Here is a 13,361-nt window from a genome sequence, read left to right as displayed (position 1 = left end):
GTCCTTTACTGTGAGTTAACTCAACACTGACCTTGGCCAGTTATGCGGCAGTAGCTACCCATTCTCACTCGCCCGCTGCTCATTCGGCCCCATAGGGCTCGAACTTCTTGTAATGAGGTGTAATTGTCTCTATTTATCGCTCAGCATAGGATGATCCCAAGAAGGAGCGGTCCGACGTTTAGCACAGCGCATCAAACGTTTAGGCATTTTACAGGCAAAAAAAAGCCACTCATCTGAGTGGCTTTTTTCTTAATCTTGGAGCGGGAAACGAGACTCGAACTCGCGACCCCGACCTTGGCAAGGTCGTGCTCTACCAACTGAGCTATTCCCGCGTCTTGGTGTGGCGCATTCTATAGGTTCAGATTACGCCGTCAACCCTTTGATTCAAAAAAGTTTTATTTCGGCTCTACATCCGTCCGCAGATGCGGCCAGGCGGCGCGCAGGTATTGCACCATCGACCACAGCGTCAGGCCGGCGGAAATCAGCAGCAATGCGTAACCCAACAGCACCCAGAAGCTGAAATCCGACGGGTTGGCCAGCAGGATCACCAGCGCGAGCATCTGCGCGGCGGTTTTCCATTTGCCGAGGTTCGACACGGCGACCTGGGCGCGGGCGCCCAGTTCGGCCATCCATTCCCGGAGTGCCGAGACGACGATTTCGCGACCAATGATCACCGCCGCCGGCAAGGTCAGCCAGAGGTTGCCGTGTTCCTGCACCAGCAGCACCAGGGCCACCGCGACCATCAGCTTGTCGGCCACCGGATCGAGGAACGCGCCAAAGGGCGTGCTCTGCTCCAGGCGTCGGGCCAGGTAGCCATCCAGCCAGTCCGTCGCGGCGGCGAAGGCAAAGACCGAGGCCGAGGCCACGTAGCTCCAGTGGTACGGCAAATAGAACAGCAATATGAAGATCGGGATGAGCAGGACGCGTAGAACGGTAATCAGGTTTGGGATATTCATCGGCACAACTGGCTACGAGGTTGACGGGCATTCTACTCGCTATGCAAGTTTGCATAAATCGACTCTGCGAGCTTTTTACTGATACCGGGTGCTTTGGCTATCTCCTCGATGCTGGCACGAGACAGTTCCTGCAATCCACCAAAATGTTTCAACAAGTCGCGACGGCGCGTCGGGCCGACGCCTGCCACACCTTCAAGTGTAGACGTGCGGCGCGTCTTGCCACGGCGGGCACGGTGTCCGGTGATGGCGAAACGGTGGGCTTCGTCGCGAATCTGTTGGATCAGGTGCAGCGCTGGCGAATCGCCCTTGAGGGTGAATTCATGGGCGGCATCGTTCAGGTACAAGGTCTCGAAACCGGCCTTGCGCGTCGCGCCCTTGGCCACGCCGAGCAGGATCAGGTCGGGAACCATCAGCTCATTGAGCACATCACGGGCCATGGACAACTGGCCTTTGCCGCCGTCCACCAGGAGGATATCCGGCAACTTGCCCTCCCCGTCCTTCAGCTTGCCGAAGCGCCGCATCAACGCCTGATGCATCGCCGCATAGTCATCGCCCGGCGTGACGCCTTCGATGTTGTAACGGCGGTAGTCGGACTTGATCGGGCCTTCCGGACCGAACACCACGCAGGAGGCCACGGTCGCCTCGCCGCTTGAGTGGCTGATGTCGTAGCACTCCAGACGCTGCGGCGGCTCATCCAGGTTGAGGACATCGGCCAGGGCATCGAACCGCGCCGCCACGTGCTGACGATTGGCCAGGCGCGCGCCCAGGGCCTGTTCGGCGTTGGTCACGGCCAACTGCTGCCAACGGGCACGGGTGCCGCGAACGCGGTGGCTGATGGTCAGTTCACGACCGCGGAGCTTGTCGATGGCTTCGATCAGGGCCGGGAAGTCTTCATGGACCACGTTGACGATCAACTCGGCCGGCAAGTCCCGTTCCGGACTGCTGATGTAGTACTGGCCCAGAAACGCCGCCATGACCTCGGCCACGTCTTCCTCGATACCCACTTGGGGAAAGAAGTTCTTGCTGCCCAGCACCCGACCGCCGCGCACGCTGATCAAATGCACGCAGGCGCCGCCCGGGTTGATGAACGCCGCGACCACATCGACATCGCCGCTGCCGCCTTCCATGCTCTGCTGGTCCTGTACACGGCGCAGCAGACCGATCTGGTCGCGCAACTCGGCGGCCCGTTCGAATTCAAGGTTGACCGCCGCGTCTTCCATCGCCGCTGACAGCTCGTCGGTCAACGCGTTGCTGCGACCTTCCAGGAACATCACCGAGTGACGCACGTCCTCGGCGTAGACCTGGGGCTCGACAAACCCCACGCAAGGCGCCTTGCAGCGTTTGATCTGGTACTGCAGGCAGGGCCGGGTGCGGTTCTTGTAGTAGCTGTCTTCACATTGGCGAACGAAGAAGGTCTTCTGCAGCAGGCTGAGGCTTTCACGAATCGCCCCGGCACTGGGATAAGGGCCGAAATACCTGCCCTTGGCCTTCTTGGCCCCCCGATGAATGCTCAAGCGGGGAAACGCCCCGTCGGACAGAAACACGTAGGGGTAGGATTTGTCGTCGCGCAGCAGGATGTTGTACGGCGGGCGCCACTCCTTGATCAGCGTCTGCTCGAGCAGCAGGGCCTCGGTTTCATTGGCGGTGATCGTCGTTTCGATTTGCGCGATGCGCCCCACCAGGGCAGAGGTCTTCGGGGCCAGGCCGGTCTTGCGAAAGTAGCTGGCCAGGCGCTTCTTGAGGTTCTTGGCCTTGCCGACATAAAGCAGGCGCGCCTCGCTGTCGAACATGCGGTACACGCCGGGGCGACCGCTGCAGGTGGAGAGGAACGCGCTGGGATCAAACAATTCAGTCATTTTCAGGCGCTGGCATCGACCATGCCGTGGCGCACCGCCAACAGTGTCAATTCGACGTCACTGCTGATCGAAAGCTTCTCGAAGATACGGTAACGGTAGGTGTTGACGGTCTTGGGGGACAGGCACAGCTTGTCGGAGATGATCTGTACCTTCTGGCAACCGACAATCATCAGGGCAATCTGGATTTCCCGTTCCGACAGCGCATCGAAAGGCGAATCGTTGGTCGGCTGGAATGACTTGATCGCCAACTGCTGGGCGATCTGCGGGCTGATGTAGCGTTGCCCGGCAAAAACCAGACGAATGGCCTGGACCATTTCGTTCAAGCCAGCGCCCTTGGTGAGGTAGCCCGCCGCGCCCGCTTGCAACAGCCGGGTGGGGAATGGGTCCTCTTCACAGACGGTTACCGCGACCACCTTGATGTCCGGATGACTGCGCAGCAGCTTGCGCGTCGCTTCAAGGCCGCCGATGCCAGGCATCTTGACGTCCATCAACACCACGTCGGGTTTCAATTCACGCGCCTTGATCAGCGCCTCTTCACCGGATTCAGCCTGACCAACTACCTGCAGGTCGTCGATGTCAGCCAGCATTCGTGTAATGCCCGTACGGACGAGATCATGGTCATCGACCACTAACACCCTAATCAAGCAGACACCTCACGATTTGGTCTTATTTGGGTTGCACAACACCTTAGCAAAAAAGCATCCCGCAGACCTAGCGCAAAGGGACAGATAAAAGTTACAGCACATCTTTATCGGCGCGACATCCGAGGCGTCAAGCACCGGCGTCTCGCTGCATCCTCAGGAAACACTCGTCCTCGCCCACGACACGCAGGCCCATGCGTTCGTACAACGCCCTGGCGGGATTGTCCTTGAACACCGTCAGGCGCAGCGCCGGGCGACGTTCCAGCGCCACCAGGTCCCAAACCTGTCCGATCGTCCAGGTACCGGCGCCCTGCCCGCGGAACGCCTCGTTTATCTGCAACTCACGGATATACAACGCCCGGGCATCACGGCTGAGGCTGACAAAGCCCAGCGCCTGGCCTTCACGACTGATTATCCAGTTCTGGCGAATGATCCAGGCCAGGTCGAACGCTTCGTCCTGCCAGAGCAAATCATGCCTGAGGTAATAGGCAAGCATGTTGTCGCAGGTCAGTTGCCGGGCGAAGTCGATATCCCCGTTCGTTGCAGCACGCCACTCGAAACTCATGAAGACCTCATTGAAGCACTGTCACCGGCACGACTTGCCCGGCCCAGCCGTTGACGTCGCGGCGGGCAATCACCAACAGTTCGCCCGTCCCCTGCGCCTCCGCGAGCAGCGAACTGTCCGGGCCCCAGATGGCACTGCGGCCAGCCGACTCCCAGCCTCCGGTAGCGCCGCCATGATTAGCCATCAGCACGGTCATGGCATGCTGCCGGGCATAACCTTGCAACAACGCCGTATCGGGCACGTAGCCACCCTCGGTGATCAACACCCCTGCTGCATAGAGCGTAGCGCCCTGCCCGGCTGCCGCAGCAGCATGCCTGGCGTGGGAAAAATCGGCACACACCGCCAGGGCGATGCGATCCTGCCCCACTGTCAGCATCGAGCCACCATGGCCCGGGGCAAAGGCGACTTCTTCCCCTGGGTGCAGATGCTGCTTGCTATACACCCCAAGGGAGCCGTCAGCACCGAGGACCAACGCGCCGATCACCACCGGAGCGTCGGCCGACAACCGAATGGGCATACCCACCACGGCCGTCATGCCGAGCGCTTGCGCCAGGTCACGCAGCGGTTGCAGCACGGCGTCCTCCGGCAGGATCGCCAGATCCGCCGCCAGGCTGCGTTCGTAGCCGGTGAGCGACAGTTCAGGGAATACCAGCAACTGCACCCCCTGCTCAGCGGCAGCCTGCATGAAACGCTGATGACACGCGAGGTTGGCGCGAAGGTCTCCGGCGACGGAAATCGACTGGGCGGCGGCGAAGACTGGAGCGGTCATGGATCATCCCTGGGAGACGGTGCAAACCTGAAGTTTGTCATAAAGCCCAGCGGACTCAAGCCAGGGCGAACAATTGCATGCCCCCGATAGAATTTTCTGATTGAACCGCCGCCCTGCCCTCTAGTAAGCTCAGGGCCATTCATCGGAGACAGACCATGTTCAACGCCCTCTCACCGCTTGACACCGCCAGCGCCCCGCGCTCGGTTGCGGCTGCCCGGGCGAACAGCGTTCAAACTCCGGTCAGCTTTTATTTTGGGTATTGGTTTAGCCACTGGCGCGCCTGATACCCAACCGGCGCCCACTTTAAAACGGGTCGCCTTCCAGAGTTTTCCAAACCCCCGGTCGGCCTCCCGACCGGGGGTTTTGTTTTTCCGGCCCCACACATTTGCAGCACCAGACAACTTGAGGATTGAGCCATGAACTACGCCACTTATTACCGTTACGACAGTTTTTCCGCCTGGCGATTTACCAGCCACCGCTCGGGACAGCCTGCCGCCTCCGATCGGTCACCTACCGGTGGCAAGCCTCAATTGCGGGCCCATACGGCCAATTGTCGAACACCCCACTAGGACCGGCGCGGGAACGAACCCGCTGCCCGTCCAGGAAGCCAGATCATGAATTCGTCCGTCTCTGCTTTGCCGCTGTCCACGCTCAACCCTGCCAACGAAGCCCTGACCCTGCGTCTGCCGAGTTCGTTGCAACTCAAGCATCAATTGCCGCTCAGCACCGCGTTGAGCCACCAAGTGAGCGCCCATCGCCAGGCCATCCGCGCGATCCTCAACGGCGAAGATGCCCGCCTGCTGGTCATCGTCGGCCCCTGCTCGATCCATGACCCCGAATCCGCCCTCGAATACGCCGCCAACCTGGCCCGCGTGGCCCACGAAGTGAGCGACAGCATGCTGTTGGTCATGCGCGCCTACGTGGAAAAGCCCCGCACGACTGTGGGTTGGAAAGGCCTGGCCTACGATCCCGGCCTGGATGGTAGCGACGACATGGCCACCGGATTGACCTTGTCCCGGGAGTTGATGCGCGAAATGCTGCAACTGGGCCTGCCCGTCGCCACCGAACTGCTGCAACCCATGGCCGCCAGTTACTTCGATGACCTGCTCAGTTGGGTCGCCATTGGCGCTCGTACCACCGAATCGCAGATCCACCGGGAGATGGCCAGCGGGCTGGGCATGCCGGTGGGGTTCAAGAACGGCACGGACGGCGGGGTCGGCATCGCCTGCGACGCCATGCGCTCCGCCGCCCACCCCCATCGGCATTTCGGCGTCGACAGCCAGGGCCATCCGGCGATCATCCAGACGCCAGGCAACCCCGACACCCACCTGGTGCTGCGCGGCGGCCATCGCGGACCGAACTATGACCGCCAGAGCGTCACGCAGATACACAGCGACCTGACCCGCCTCAAGATACCAGCGCGGATCATGGTGGACTGCAGCCACGCCAACAGCGGCAAGGACCCGCTGCGTCAGCCGCAGGTGTTCAATGACGTGCTGGAACAACGGCTGCAAGGGAACCGCTCCCTGATCGGCATGATGCTCGAAAGCCACCTGTTCGAAGGCTGCCAGCCGCTGGGCCCGTCGATGCGCTACGGCGTCTCGGTCACCGATGGCTGCCTGGGCTGGGAGTCCACCGAGCAGCTGTTGCGCGAGGCTCATCGCCGGTTGCAATTGCCCGCCTGAGATCCCGAACCCACCTGCCCCTGGAACCAGGGGCAGGTGGAGCTCTTTGTGGGAGCGAGCTCGCTCGCGATGGCGTCAGTTCAGCCAGCCTTGGTGTTGCCTGAGACACTGTCATCGCGAGCAAGCTCGCTCCCACAAGGATTGCGCGGGACTAGCCTCAACCTGACGCCCTGGAACGCACCCGGACCGTCACCCACTCGGAGCGCTGGCTGACGTCATCCAGGCGCTCGACCTGATAGAACACGCTCACCGACCTGTCGCGCTGATCCTGCCAGTAACTTGCCGGGATCACGAACATGAGCGGTTTACCTGCCGTGGCCTCGGTGATTTCGCGCTCAAGCACATAAGCGGAGTTGCCATTGCACTGCAACCAGACCAGCTCGCCCGCCTCAAGCCCGGGATCATCGATGACAATCGTCACCCCCTCTTGCAGATCGTCGACCTCCAGCCAGCCATCGTTCATCTCCCGAATCTGAAGGACCTTCAACGCAGGGCGCTGCAGCGGACCGATGTGCAACGACAAGGGCTCAGCCCGACGCACCGAGTGTCCACGCCTGACAACATAGGTCAGGGCCAGGTCGTGTCCGGAATGGGGCGCGATCAGCGCATGATCGATCCAGAGCGATACCTCACGCCCCACCGCATGGGCTTCTATGTCCAGCACATCGCGCCACAGCGCTTTGAAATCCTTGCTGGCCGTCAGGATCAGCCGATCGCCGACCGCCATCCTGGCGTAGGGCCGAATGCTCACCCATGTGCCTTCAGGCACCCGACTCGGATCGAGGCTGCCCCTCACCGCATCGTTGGCAATGGCAGGCAGCAGTTGCGGCGATGCATCGCCGATCTCCAGTTGCAGGTGTTCCGAAAACAGTGTGGCCGGCAACCGCTTGCCCGTCACCTGGTAGGAGATCTCCAGCGAGCCGCCGTCCAACTCGGCGATATGCGGTTCGCGAACGACGAACACGACGTCCCGCCCCACTTGCCGTTCCGTGACGAACCCGGCCACTTCATGCCGGTAGGGTTCGCCATCGTTGTTGAGGCCGTGCCAACGCAGCAACACCTCATCCCCGCAGGTCATCATGGGATAAGGCTTGACGGTCACCACGGCGCTGCGCCAGGCGGGGTTGATCACCCCGTCCCTGGCCGCTGCCAGGACCGGGGGCGGCAGCCTTGTTGCTGGGGTCGAACGGGATCGTTGAAGCGATGGATAGGTGATCATGTACAGGCTCCAGTCCTTGGATGAAGGCACCGTTTGAATAACGACGCCCGGCGGAGCCATTAAAACCCGCTCGCGCCAAACCCACAGCCAGACAAGACGACAGCGCGAGTGGTCCTTGGCGCTCGAACCTGTAGCTGCAAACGACAGCGGTTATAGGAGACCTCCTACACCCTCAAGTACCGCTGGGTTACTTCCCACTCTTCCCACTTTTTTTATTCCGGTTTCCCTGGATCAGGGCGGTTTCTTCCTACACCGCACAGGATGAGCCTGCATTAGAGTGAAGTCGCAAACTCAAGGTGAACCTCCTCGAAAAAGGTACGAACATGCAACGGAATGCAACCACTCAATTTCCCATCCTGCTGGTCCATGGGTTGTTCGGGTTTGACAAGATCGGCGGCTTCGAACTTTTCCATGGCATCAAACAGGCCCTACGCGCAGGCGGTGCCCGGGTGTTCATCCCGCACTTGTCGGCCACCCATTCCAACGAAGCCAGGGGCGAACAACTGCTGGTTCAGATCGATCGGGTTCTGGCCGGCACCGGCGCCACCCGGGTCAATCTGATCGGCCACAGCCAGGGTGCGCTGGCCGCCCGGTATGCCGCCGCCCTGGCACCCGACAGGGTGGCCTCGGTCACCTCGGTCAGCGGCCCCAACCATGGTTCCGAACTGGCCGACTTCCTGCGCAAGGCCCTCACGCCCGGACGGCTGCCAGGGCACGTGGCAAGGGGCGTCGCCACGCTCTTCGCCGATTTCATCTCGCTGCTGGACGGCCAGGCGCAGCTATCGCCGGCCGCTGTCGCCGCGCTGCCGGCGCTGACCACCGAGGGCGTGGGGGCCTTTAATGACAAGTATCCCCAGGGCCTGCCGAAGCACTGGGGCGGGAACGGTCCGGACCGGGTCAACGGCGTGCGCTACTACTCATGGAGCGGCACGTTGCCAGAGGCGACGGATAAAGAACGGGAGCCTTTGCAGGTTTTCTGCCGCGCCTTTTCCGAATACTTCATCACCGAAGCCGGGCAGAACGACGGCCTGGTCGGGCGCTTCAGTTCGCACCTGGGCAAGGTCATTCGCTCCGACTATCCCATGGACCACCTGGAGGCGATCAGCCCGGGAGGCGGCAAGGCCTGCAAGGGGACAGACCCCGCAGAGCTTTACCTGCGCCACGCCGAGCGCCTGCGCAAAGCCGGCCTTTGATCGCCAGGCCCAAGGTTTTGACGCAATTTTGACAACACCCCGTCAATGAATCCGGTAGGCTCCACACCTTTAAATACATCGAAAGGAATTTGCCCCATGGCCAAAGCCACTGCCCGCCACATCCTGGTTGCCACCGAAGACAAGTGCAACGAACTCAAGGCCCAGATCGAAGCCGGTGCCGACTTCGCCGAAGTGGCCAAGGCCAACTCCTCCTGCCCGTCCAGCCGTCAGGGCGGCGACCTGGGTTCGTTCGGCCCGGGCCAGATGGTCAAGGAATTCGACACCGTGGTGTTCAGCGCACCGATCAATACCGTCCAAGGCCCGGTCAAGACCCAGTTCGGCTACCACCTGCTGGAAGTCACCAGCCGCCAGGACTGATCCCGGTTTATCGGCATAACGGCCCGCCCTTCGGTGGGCCGTTGTGTTTAGGTCTCGCGGGACTGGCGATTCAGGCGCCGCTCGCGTACAAATCGTGTCATCGATCACCCGGCTCTAAGGCTGACAATGCGACTGGCGTTCCCTTCACTGCTATTGATTGCCGTGGTCCTGCTGACAGGCGCCGCCGGCGTCGATGCAGCACCGCAACATGCCCTGACCGTCTATGGCGAACCCGCCAAATATGCTGAAGGCTTCGGCCACTTCGCCTACGCCAACCCCCAGGCCCCAAAAGGTGGGACCATGCGCCGCTCGGCCGTGGAAATTGGCCACTTCGACCACATCCTGCCCTACATCGACAAAGGCATCGGCGTCAGCCAGATCGACGGGATGCTCTACTCGCCCCTGGCCCAGCGCTCGCTGGATGAACCCTATACCGTCTATGGCCTGGTGGCGCAGAAGATGGAGCGTGCCGACGATGGCCTGTCCCTGCGCTTCTACCTCAACCCCAAGGCCCGCTTCGCCGATGGCAAGCCCATCACCGCCCAGGACGTGCGCTACAGCTTCGAGCTGTTGATGACCCAAGGCAGCCTGCGTTATCGCACCCAGTTCGCGGCGGTCAAGGACGTCGTGGTCGAGGACGAGCGCACCGTGCGCTTCAACTTCAAGAACAACGAAAGCCGCACCCTGCCCCTGGACATCGCCACCCTGCCGGTCTTACCCGAACATTGGTGGAAGACGCGCGACTTCGCCAACGGCGGCGGCTACGAGGCGCCACTGGGCAGTGGCCCCTACCGGGTGAGCAAAGTCGATTCCGGGCGCAGCATCACGTTCGAGCGCAATGCCGATTGGTGGGGCAAGGATTTGCCGGTCAGTCGTGGGCTCTACAATTTCGACCATTTCAGCATCGAGTATTTTGGCGACACTGACGTCGCCCGCCAGGTGCTGCGCGGCGGCGCCTATGACTACAATCGCGAATTCTCCGCCACCGGCTATGCCATCGGCTACGACGGCCCGGCCCTGCAGGACGGCCGCCTGCAAAAGGCCCACCTGGCCAAAGAGGCGCCCCAGACCGCACAGGGCTTTGTCTTCAACCTGCAAAAACCGCAGTTCCAGGACCGCCGCGTGCGCCAGGCCCTGGCCATGCTCTGGGATTTCGAATGGAGCAACCGCCAGATGATGCGCAACGTCTATGTGCGTCAGCAGAGTTACTTCTCCAACACTGACCTCGCCGCCCGAAAACTGCCCGACGCCGGCGAGCTGGCGATCCTGGAGCCGTTGCGCGGGCAGATTCCCGACGAAGTCTTCACCCAGGTCTTCCAGGCTCCGAAAACCGATGGCAGCGGCGTGATCCGCGACAAACAATTGCAAGCCCTGGCCTTGTTGGAACAGGCCGGCTGGAAACCCGACGGCGACCGCCTGGTGAATGCCGAGGGCGAACCGCTGAGCTTTACCTTCCTGAACAGCCAGAACGGTATCGACCGCCTGCTGCTGCCCTACAAACGTACCCTGGCGCAAATCGGCATCGACATGAGCATTCGCCGCATCGACGCCTCCCAGTACGTCAATCGCCTGATGAGTCGCGACTACGACATGATCATCACCGGCTACCCCGTCAGCACCTCGCCGGGCATGGAACTCTACAACTACTTCGGTTCGGCGGCCGCCAACGATCCGGGGGCCAACAACTACATGGCCCTGAAGGACCCGGCGGTGGACGCGCTGATCGACGGCCTGGTCAAGGCCAGCACCCAAGCCGACATGCTGCGCCATGCCCACGCCCTGGACCGGGTGCTGCAATGGAATTACTACTGGATCCCCAACTATTACCCGCCGGGCAGCTCGACGGTGTGGTGGAACCGCTTCGGCATGCCCAAGGTTCAGGCCAGCAATGACGAAGCCATCGAAAGCTGGTGGGAAGTGAGCGCCACACCGTTGACCAACGAGCAGATGCGCGCCGAACGCATCAGGCGCGGCACACCCGGAGGGCCGCATTGATGTGGGCTTATATCGCGCGGCGCCTGCTGCTGATCATTCCCACGCTGGTGATTATCCTGCTGGTGAACTTCGTCATCGTGCAAGCCGCACCCGGCGGGCCGGTGGAACAGGCCATCGCCCACCTGCAAGGCATCGGCGGCACCAACGTCGGTGGTTCGGGCAGTGAGATGAGCGGCCGTTCCCGCGCCAGTCGCGGCCTGGACCCGCAACTGATCAAGGACATCGAGAAACAATACGGCTTCGATAAACCGGCCCACGAGCGCCTGTGGCTGATGCTCAGCAGCTATGCACGCCTCGACTTCGGCAAGAGCTTCTTCCGCGGTGCCACGGTCACCGACCTGATCCTGGAAAAGATGCCGGTGACCATCTCCCTCGGGCTCTGGGCGACCTTGATCACCTACCTGGTGTCAATTCCCCTGGGCATTCGCAAGGCCGTGCGCCACGGTTCGGCATTCGACGTGTGGAGCAGCACCGCGATCATCATTGGCTACGCCATGCCGGCATTCCTCTTCGCGATGTTCCTGATCGTGGTGTTCGCCGGCGGCACCTCGCTGAACTGGTTTCCGGTGCGCGGGCTGGTGTCGGACAACTTCGAGTCGCTGTCGACGCTGGGCAAGATCGCCGATTATTTCTGGCACCTGGTGCTGCCGGTCACCTCGCTGGTGATCGGCGGTTTCGCCACCCTGACGATCCTGACCAAGAACTCGTTCCTCAATGAAATCACCCGCCAGTACGTGGTCACGGCGCGGGCCAAGGGCATGAGCGAACGGCGGGTGCTCTACGGTCACGTGTTCCGCAATGCGATGCTGCTGGTGGTCTCCGGTATTCCCCAGGCGTTCATCAGCGTGTTCTTTGCCGGCTCCTTGCTGATCGAGGTGATCTTTTCCCTCGACGGGCTGGGCCGCATGAGCTACGAGGCCGCGGTGTCCCGGGATTATCCGGTGGTGTTCGGCTCGCTGTTCATCTTCACGCTGTTCGGCCTGCTGATCAAACTCGTCGGCGACCTCTGCTACACCCTGGTGGACCCGCGCATCGACTTCGCCGCGAGGAACGCCTGATGTTCAAGCTTTCCCCCTTGGGCCGCCGACGCTTCGAGCGTTTCAGGAAAAACCGCCGGGGCTGGTGGTCGTTGTGGCTGTTCATCGGCCTGTTCATCCTGAGCCTGGGCGGCGAGTTGATCGCCAATGACAAGCCGCTGGTGGTGAGCTACCAGGGCTCGCTGTATTTCCCGGTATTCAAGCGCCACACCGAGCAGGAATTTGGTGGGCAACTGCCGTTCCAGGCCGACTACCGCAGCAGCTACGTGCAGAACCTGATCCACAAGGACGGCGGCTGGCTGTGGTTTCCACCGATCCCGTTCAGCGACGACACCCCCAACTATGACCTCAACCAGCCGGCCCCGAGCCCTCCCTCGACGGTGAACTGGCTGGGCACCGATGACCAGTCCCGGGACGTGCTGGCCCGGGTGATCTTCGGCGCGCGGGTGTCGATCCTGTTCGCCCTGGCCCTGACCGCCATCAGTGCGCTGATCGGCATCGCCGCCGGTGCGTTGCAGGGGTATTACGGCGGCTGGGTGGACCTGCTCGGGCAACGCCTGCTGGAAGTCTGGTCCGGGCTGCCGGTGCTCTACCTGTTGATCATCCTGTCCGGCTTCGTCGAGCCGAATTTCTGGTGGCTGCTGGGGATCATGGCGCTGTTTTCCTGGCTGGCCCTGGTGGATGTGGTCCGCGCCGAGTTCCTGCGCGGGCGCAACCTGGAGTACGTCAAGGCGGCCAGGGCCCTGGGGCTCAGTGATCGCAAGGTGATCGTGCGGCATATCCTGCCCAACGCGATGAACGCCACCCTGAGCTACCTGCCCTTCATCCTCACCGGGGCGATCTCCACCCTCACCGCCCTGGATTTCCTCGGTTTCGGCATGCCGGCCGGTAGCGCCTCCCTGGGCGAGTTGATCGCCCAGGGCAAACAGAACCTGCAAGCGCCATGGCTGGGGCTGACGGCGTTCTTCACGCTGGCCCTGATTCTTTCCCTGCTGGTGTTTATCGGCGAAGCGTTGCGAGACGCGTTCGACCCACGCTCTTGAAAACAACCATGAAGCGGAATCTTG

The 13,361-nt window shown here is 61.9% G+C and carries 12 protein-coding genes and 1 tRNA gene; 6 read left to right on the top strand and 7 right to left on the bottom strand.

The genetic code is table 11. The annotated features are described in order from the left end of the window. Positions 1 to 256: 256 nt before the first annotated feature. From BLU85_RS06060 to BLU85_RS06035, 6 genes are all read right to left on the bottom strand, one after another. Positions 257 to 332: transfer RNA gene (locus BLU85_RS06060), tRNA-Gly, on the bottom strand. Between the two features lie 63 nt (positions 333 to 395). Next, on the bottom strand, positions 396 to 956 hold the full coding sequence (gene pgsA, locus BLU85_RS06055; protein ID WP_092198777.1) for a CDP-diacylglycerol--glycerol-3-phosphate 3-phosphatidyltransferase: 561 nt from the start codon (positions 954 to 956) through the stop codon (positions 396 to 398). A gap of 32 nt (positions 957 to 988) precedes the next feature. Then, positions 989 to 2,812 (bottom strand): excinuclease ABC subunit UvrC, encoded by a 1,824-nt coding sequence (uvrC, locus tag BLU85_RS06050; RefSeq protein WP_092170234.1) that lies wholly within the window; start codon positions 2,810 to 2,812, stop codon positions 989 to 991. 2 nt (positions 2,813 to 2,814) lie between these two features. Then, entirely contained in the window at positions 2,815 to 3,456 is a 642-nt protein-coding gene (uvrY, locus tag BLU85_RS06045) for a response regulator transcription factor GacA (protein WP_092198780.1), read from the bottom strand. Positions 3,457 to 3,583: 127 nt separating this feature from the next. Then, positions 3,584 to 4,018, bottom strand: coding sequence for a GNAT family N-acetyltransferase (locus BLU85_RS06040; RefSeq protein ID WP_092198783.1), 435 nt, complete (start codon positions 4,016 to 4,018; stop codon positions 3,584 to 3,586). Between the two features lie 7 nt (positions 4,019 to 4,025). Beyond that, the gene (locus tag BLU85_RS06035; protein WP_092198787.1) at positions 4,026 to 4,787 is read right to left on the bottom strand and encodes a carbon-nitrogen hydrolase family protein; all 762 of its coding nucleotides are present in this window, start codon (positions 4,785 to 4,787) and stop codon (positions 4,026 to 4,028) included. A 614-nt stretch (positions 4,788 to 5,401) separates the two neighbouring features. Between BLU85_RS06035 and BLU85_RS06030 the strand changes: the two genes are divergently transcribed. Continuing rightward, positions 5,402 to 6,472, top strand: a complete 1,071-nt coding sequence (locus BLU85_RS06030) for a 3-deoxy-7-phosphoheptulonate synthase (RefSeq protein ID WP_092198790.1) — start codon at positions 5,402 to 5,404, stop codon at positions 6,470 to 6,472. A 157-nt stretch (positions 6,473 to 6,629) separates the two neighbouring features. On the opposite strand, the gene BLU85_RS06025 is transcribed toward BLU85_RS06030, so the two are convergent. Beyond that, on the bottom strand, positions 6,630 to 7,691 hold the full coding sequence (locus BLU85_RS06025; protein WP_256572840.1) for a hypothetical protein: 1,062 nt from the start codon (positions 7,689 to 7,691) through the stop codon (positions 6,630 to 6,632). Between the two features lie 323 nt (positions 7,692 to 8,014). On the opposite strand from BLU85_RS06025, the gene BLU85_RS06020 reads away from it, so the two are divergent. From BLU85_RS06020 to BLU85_RS06000, 5 genes are all read left to right on the top strand, one after another. Beyond that, positions 8,015 to 8,884: a lipase family alpha/beta hydrolase gene (locus tag BLU85_RS06020; RefSeq protein ID WP_092199292.1), complete on the top strand. Its 870-nt coding sequence runs from the start codon at positions 8,015 to 8,017 to the stop codon at positions 8,882 to 8,884. A 96-nt stretch (positions 8,885 to 8,980) separates the two neighbouring features. Then, positions 8,981 to 9,262, top strand: coding sequence for a peptidylprolyl isomerase (locus BLU85_RS06015; RefSeq protein ID WP_060738094.1), 282 nt, complete (start codon positions 8,981 to 8,983; stop codon positions 9,260 to 9,262). 126 nt (positions 9,263 to 9,388) lie between these two features. Beyond that, entirely contained in the window at positions 9,389 to 11,257 is a 1,869-nt protein-coding gene (locus BLU85_RS06010; RefSeq protein WP_092198793.1) for an extracellular solute-binding protein, read from the top strand. Next, complete coding sequence (locus BLU85_RS06005) at positions 11,257 to 12,315, top strand: microcin C ABC transporter permease YejB (protein ID WP_092198796.1); 1,059 nt, start codon at positions 11,257 to 11,259, stop codon at positions 12,313 to 12,315. The genes BLU85_RS06010 and BLU85_RS06005 overlap by 1 nt, the downstream gene beginning before the upstream one ends. After that, positions 12,315 to 13,337 carry an ABC transporter permease gene (locus BLU85_RS06000; protein ID WP_092198799.1) on the top strand — a complete coding sequence of 341 codons (1,023 nt, stop codon included), beginning with the start codon at positions 12,315 to 12,317 and terminating at the stop codon, positions 13,335 to 13,337. Before BLU85_RS06005 ends, BLU85_RS06000 begins: the two co-directional genes overlap by 1 nt. Positions 13,338 to 13,361: the final 24 nt, after the last annotated feature.

The sequence above is a fragment of the Pseudomonas sp. NFACC14 genome (assembly GCF_900106885.1).
Classification (GTDB): Bacteria; Pseudomonadota; Gammaproteobacteria; order Pseudomonadales; family Pseudomonadaceae; genus Aquipseudomonas; species Aquipseudomonas fluorescens_AA.
The sequence above is the reverse complement of the archived record's forward strand: the minus strand, read 5'-3'. Positions and strand labels throughout refer to the sequence as shown.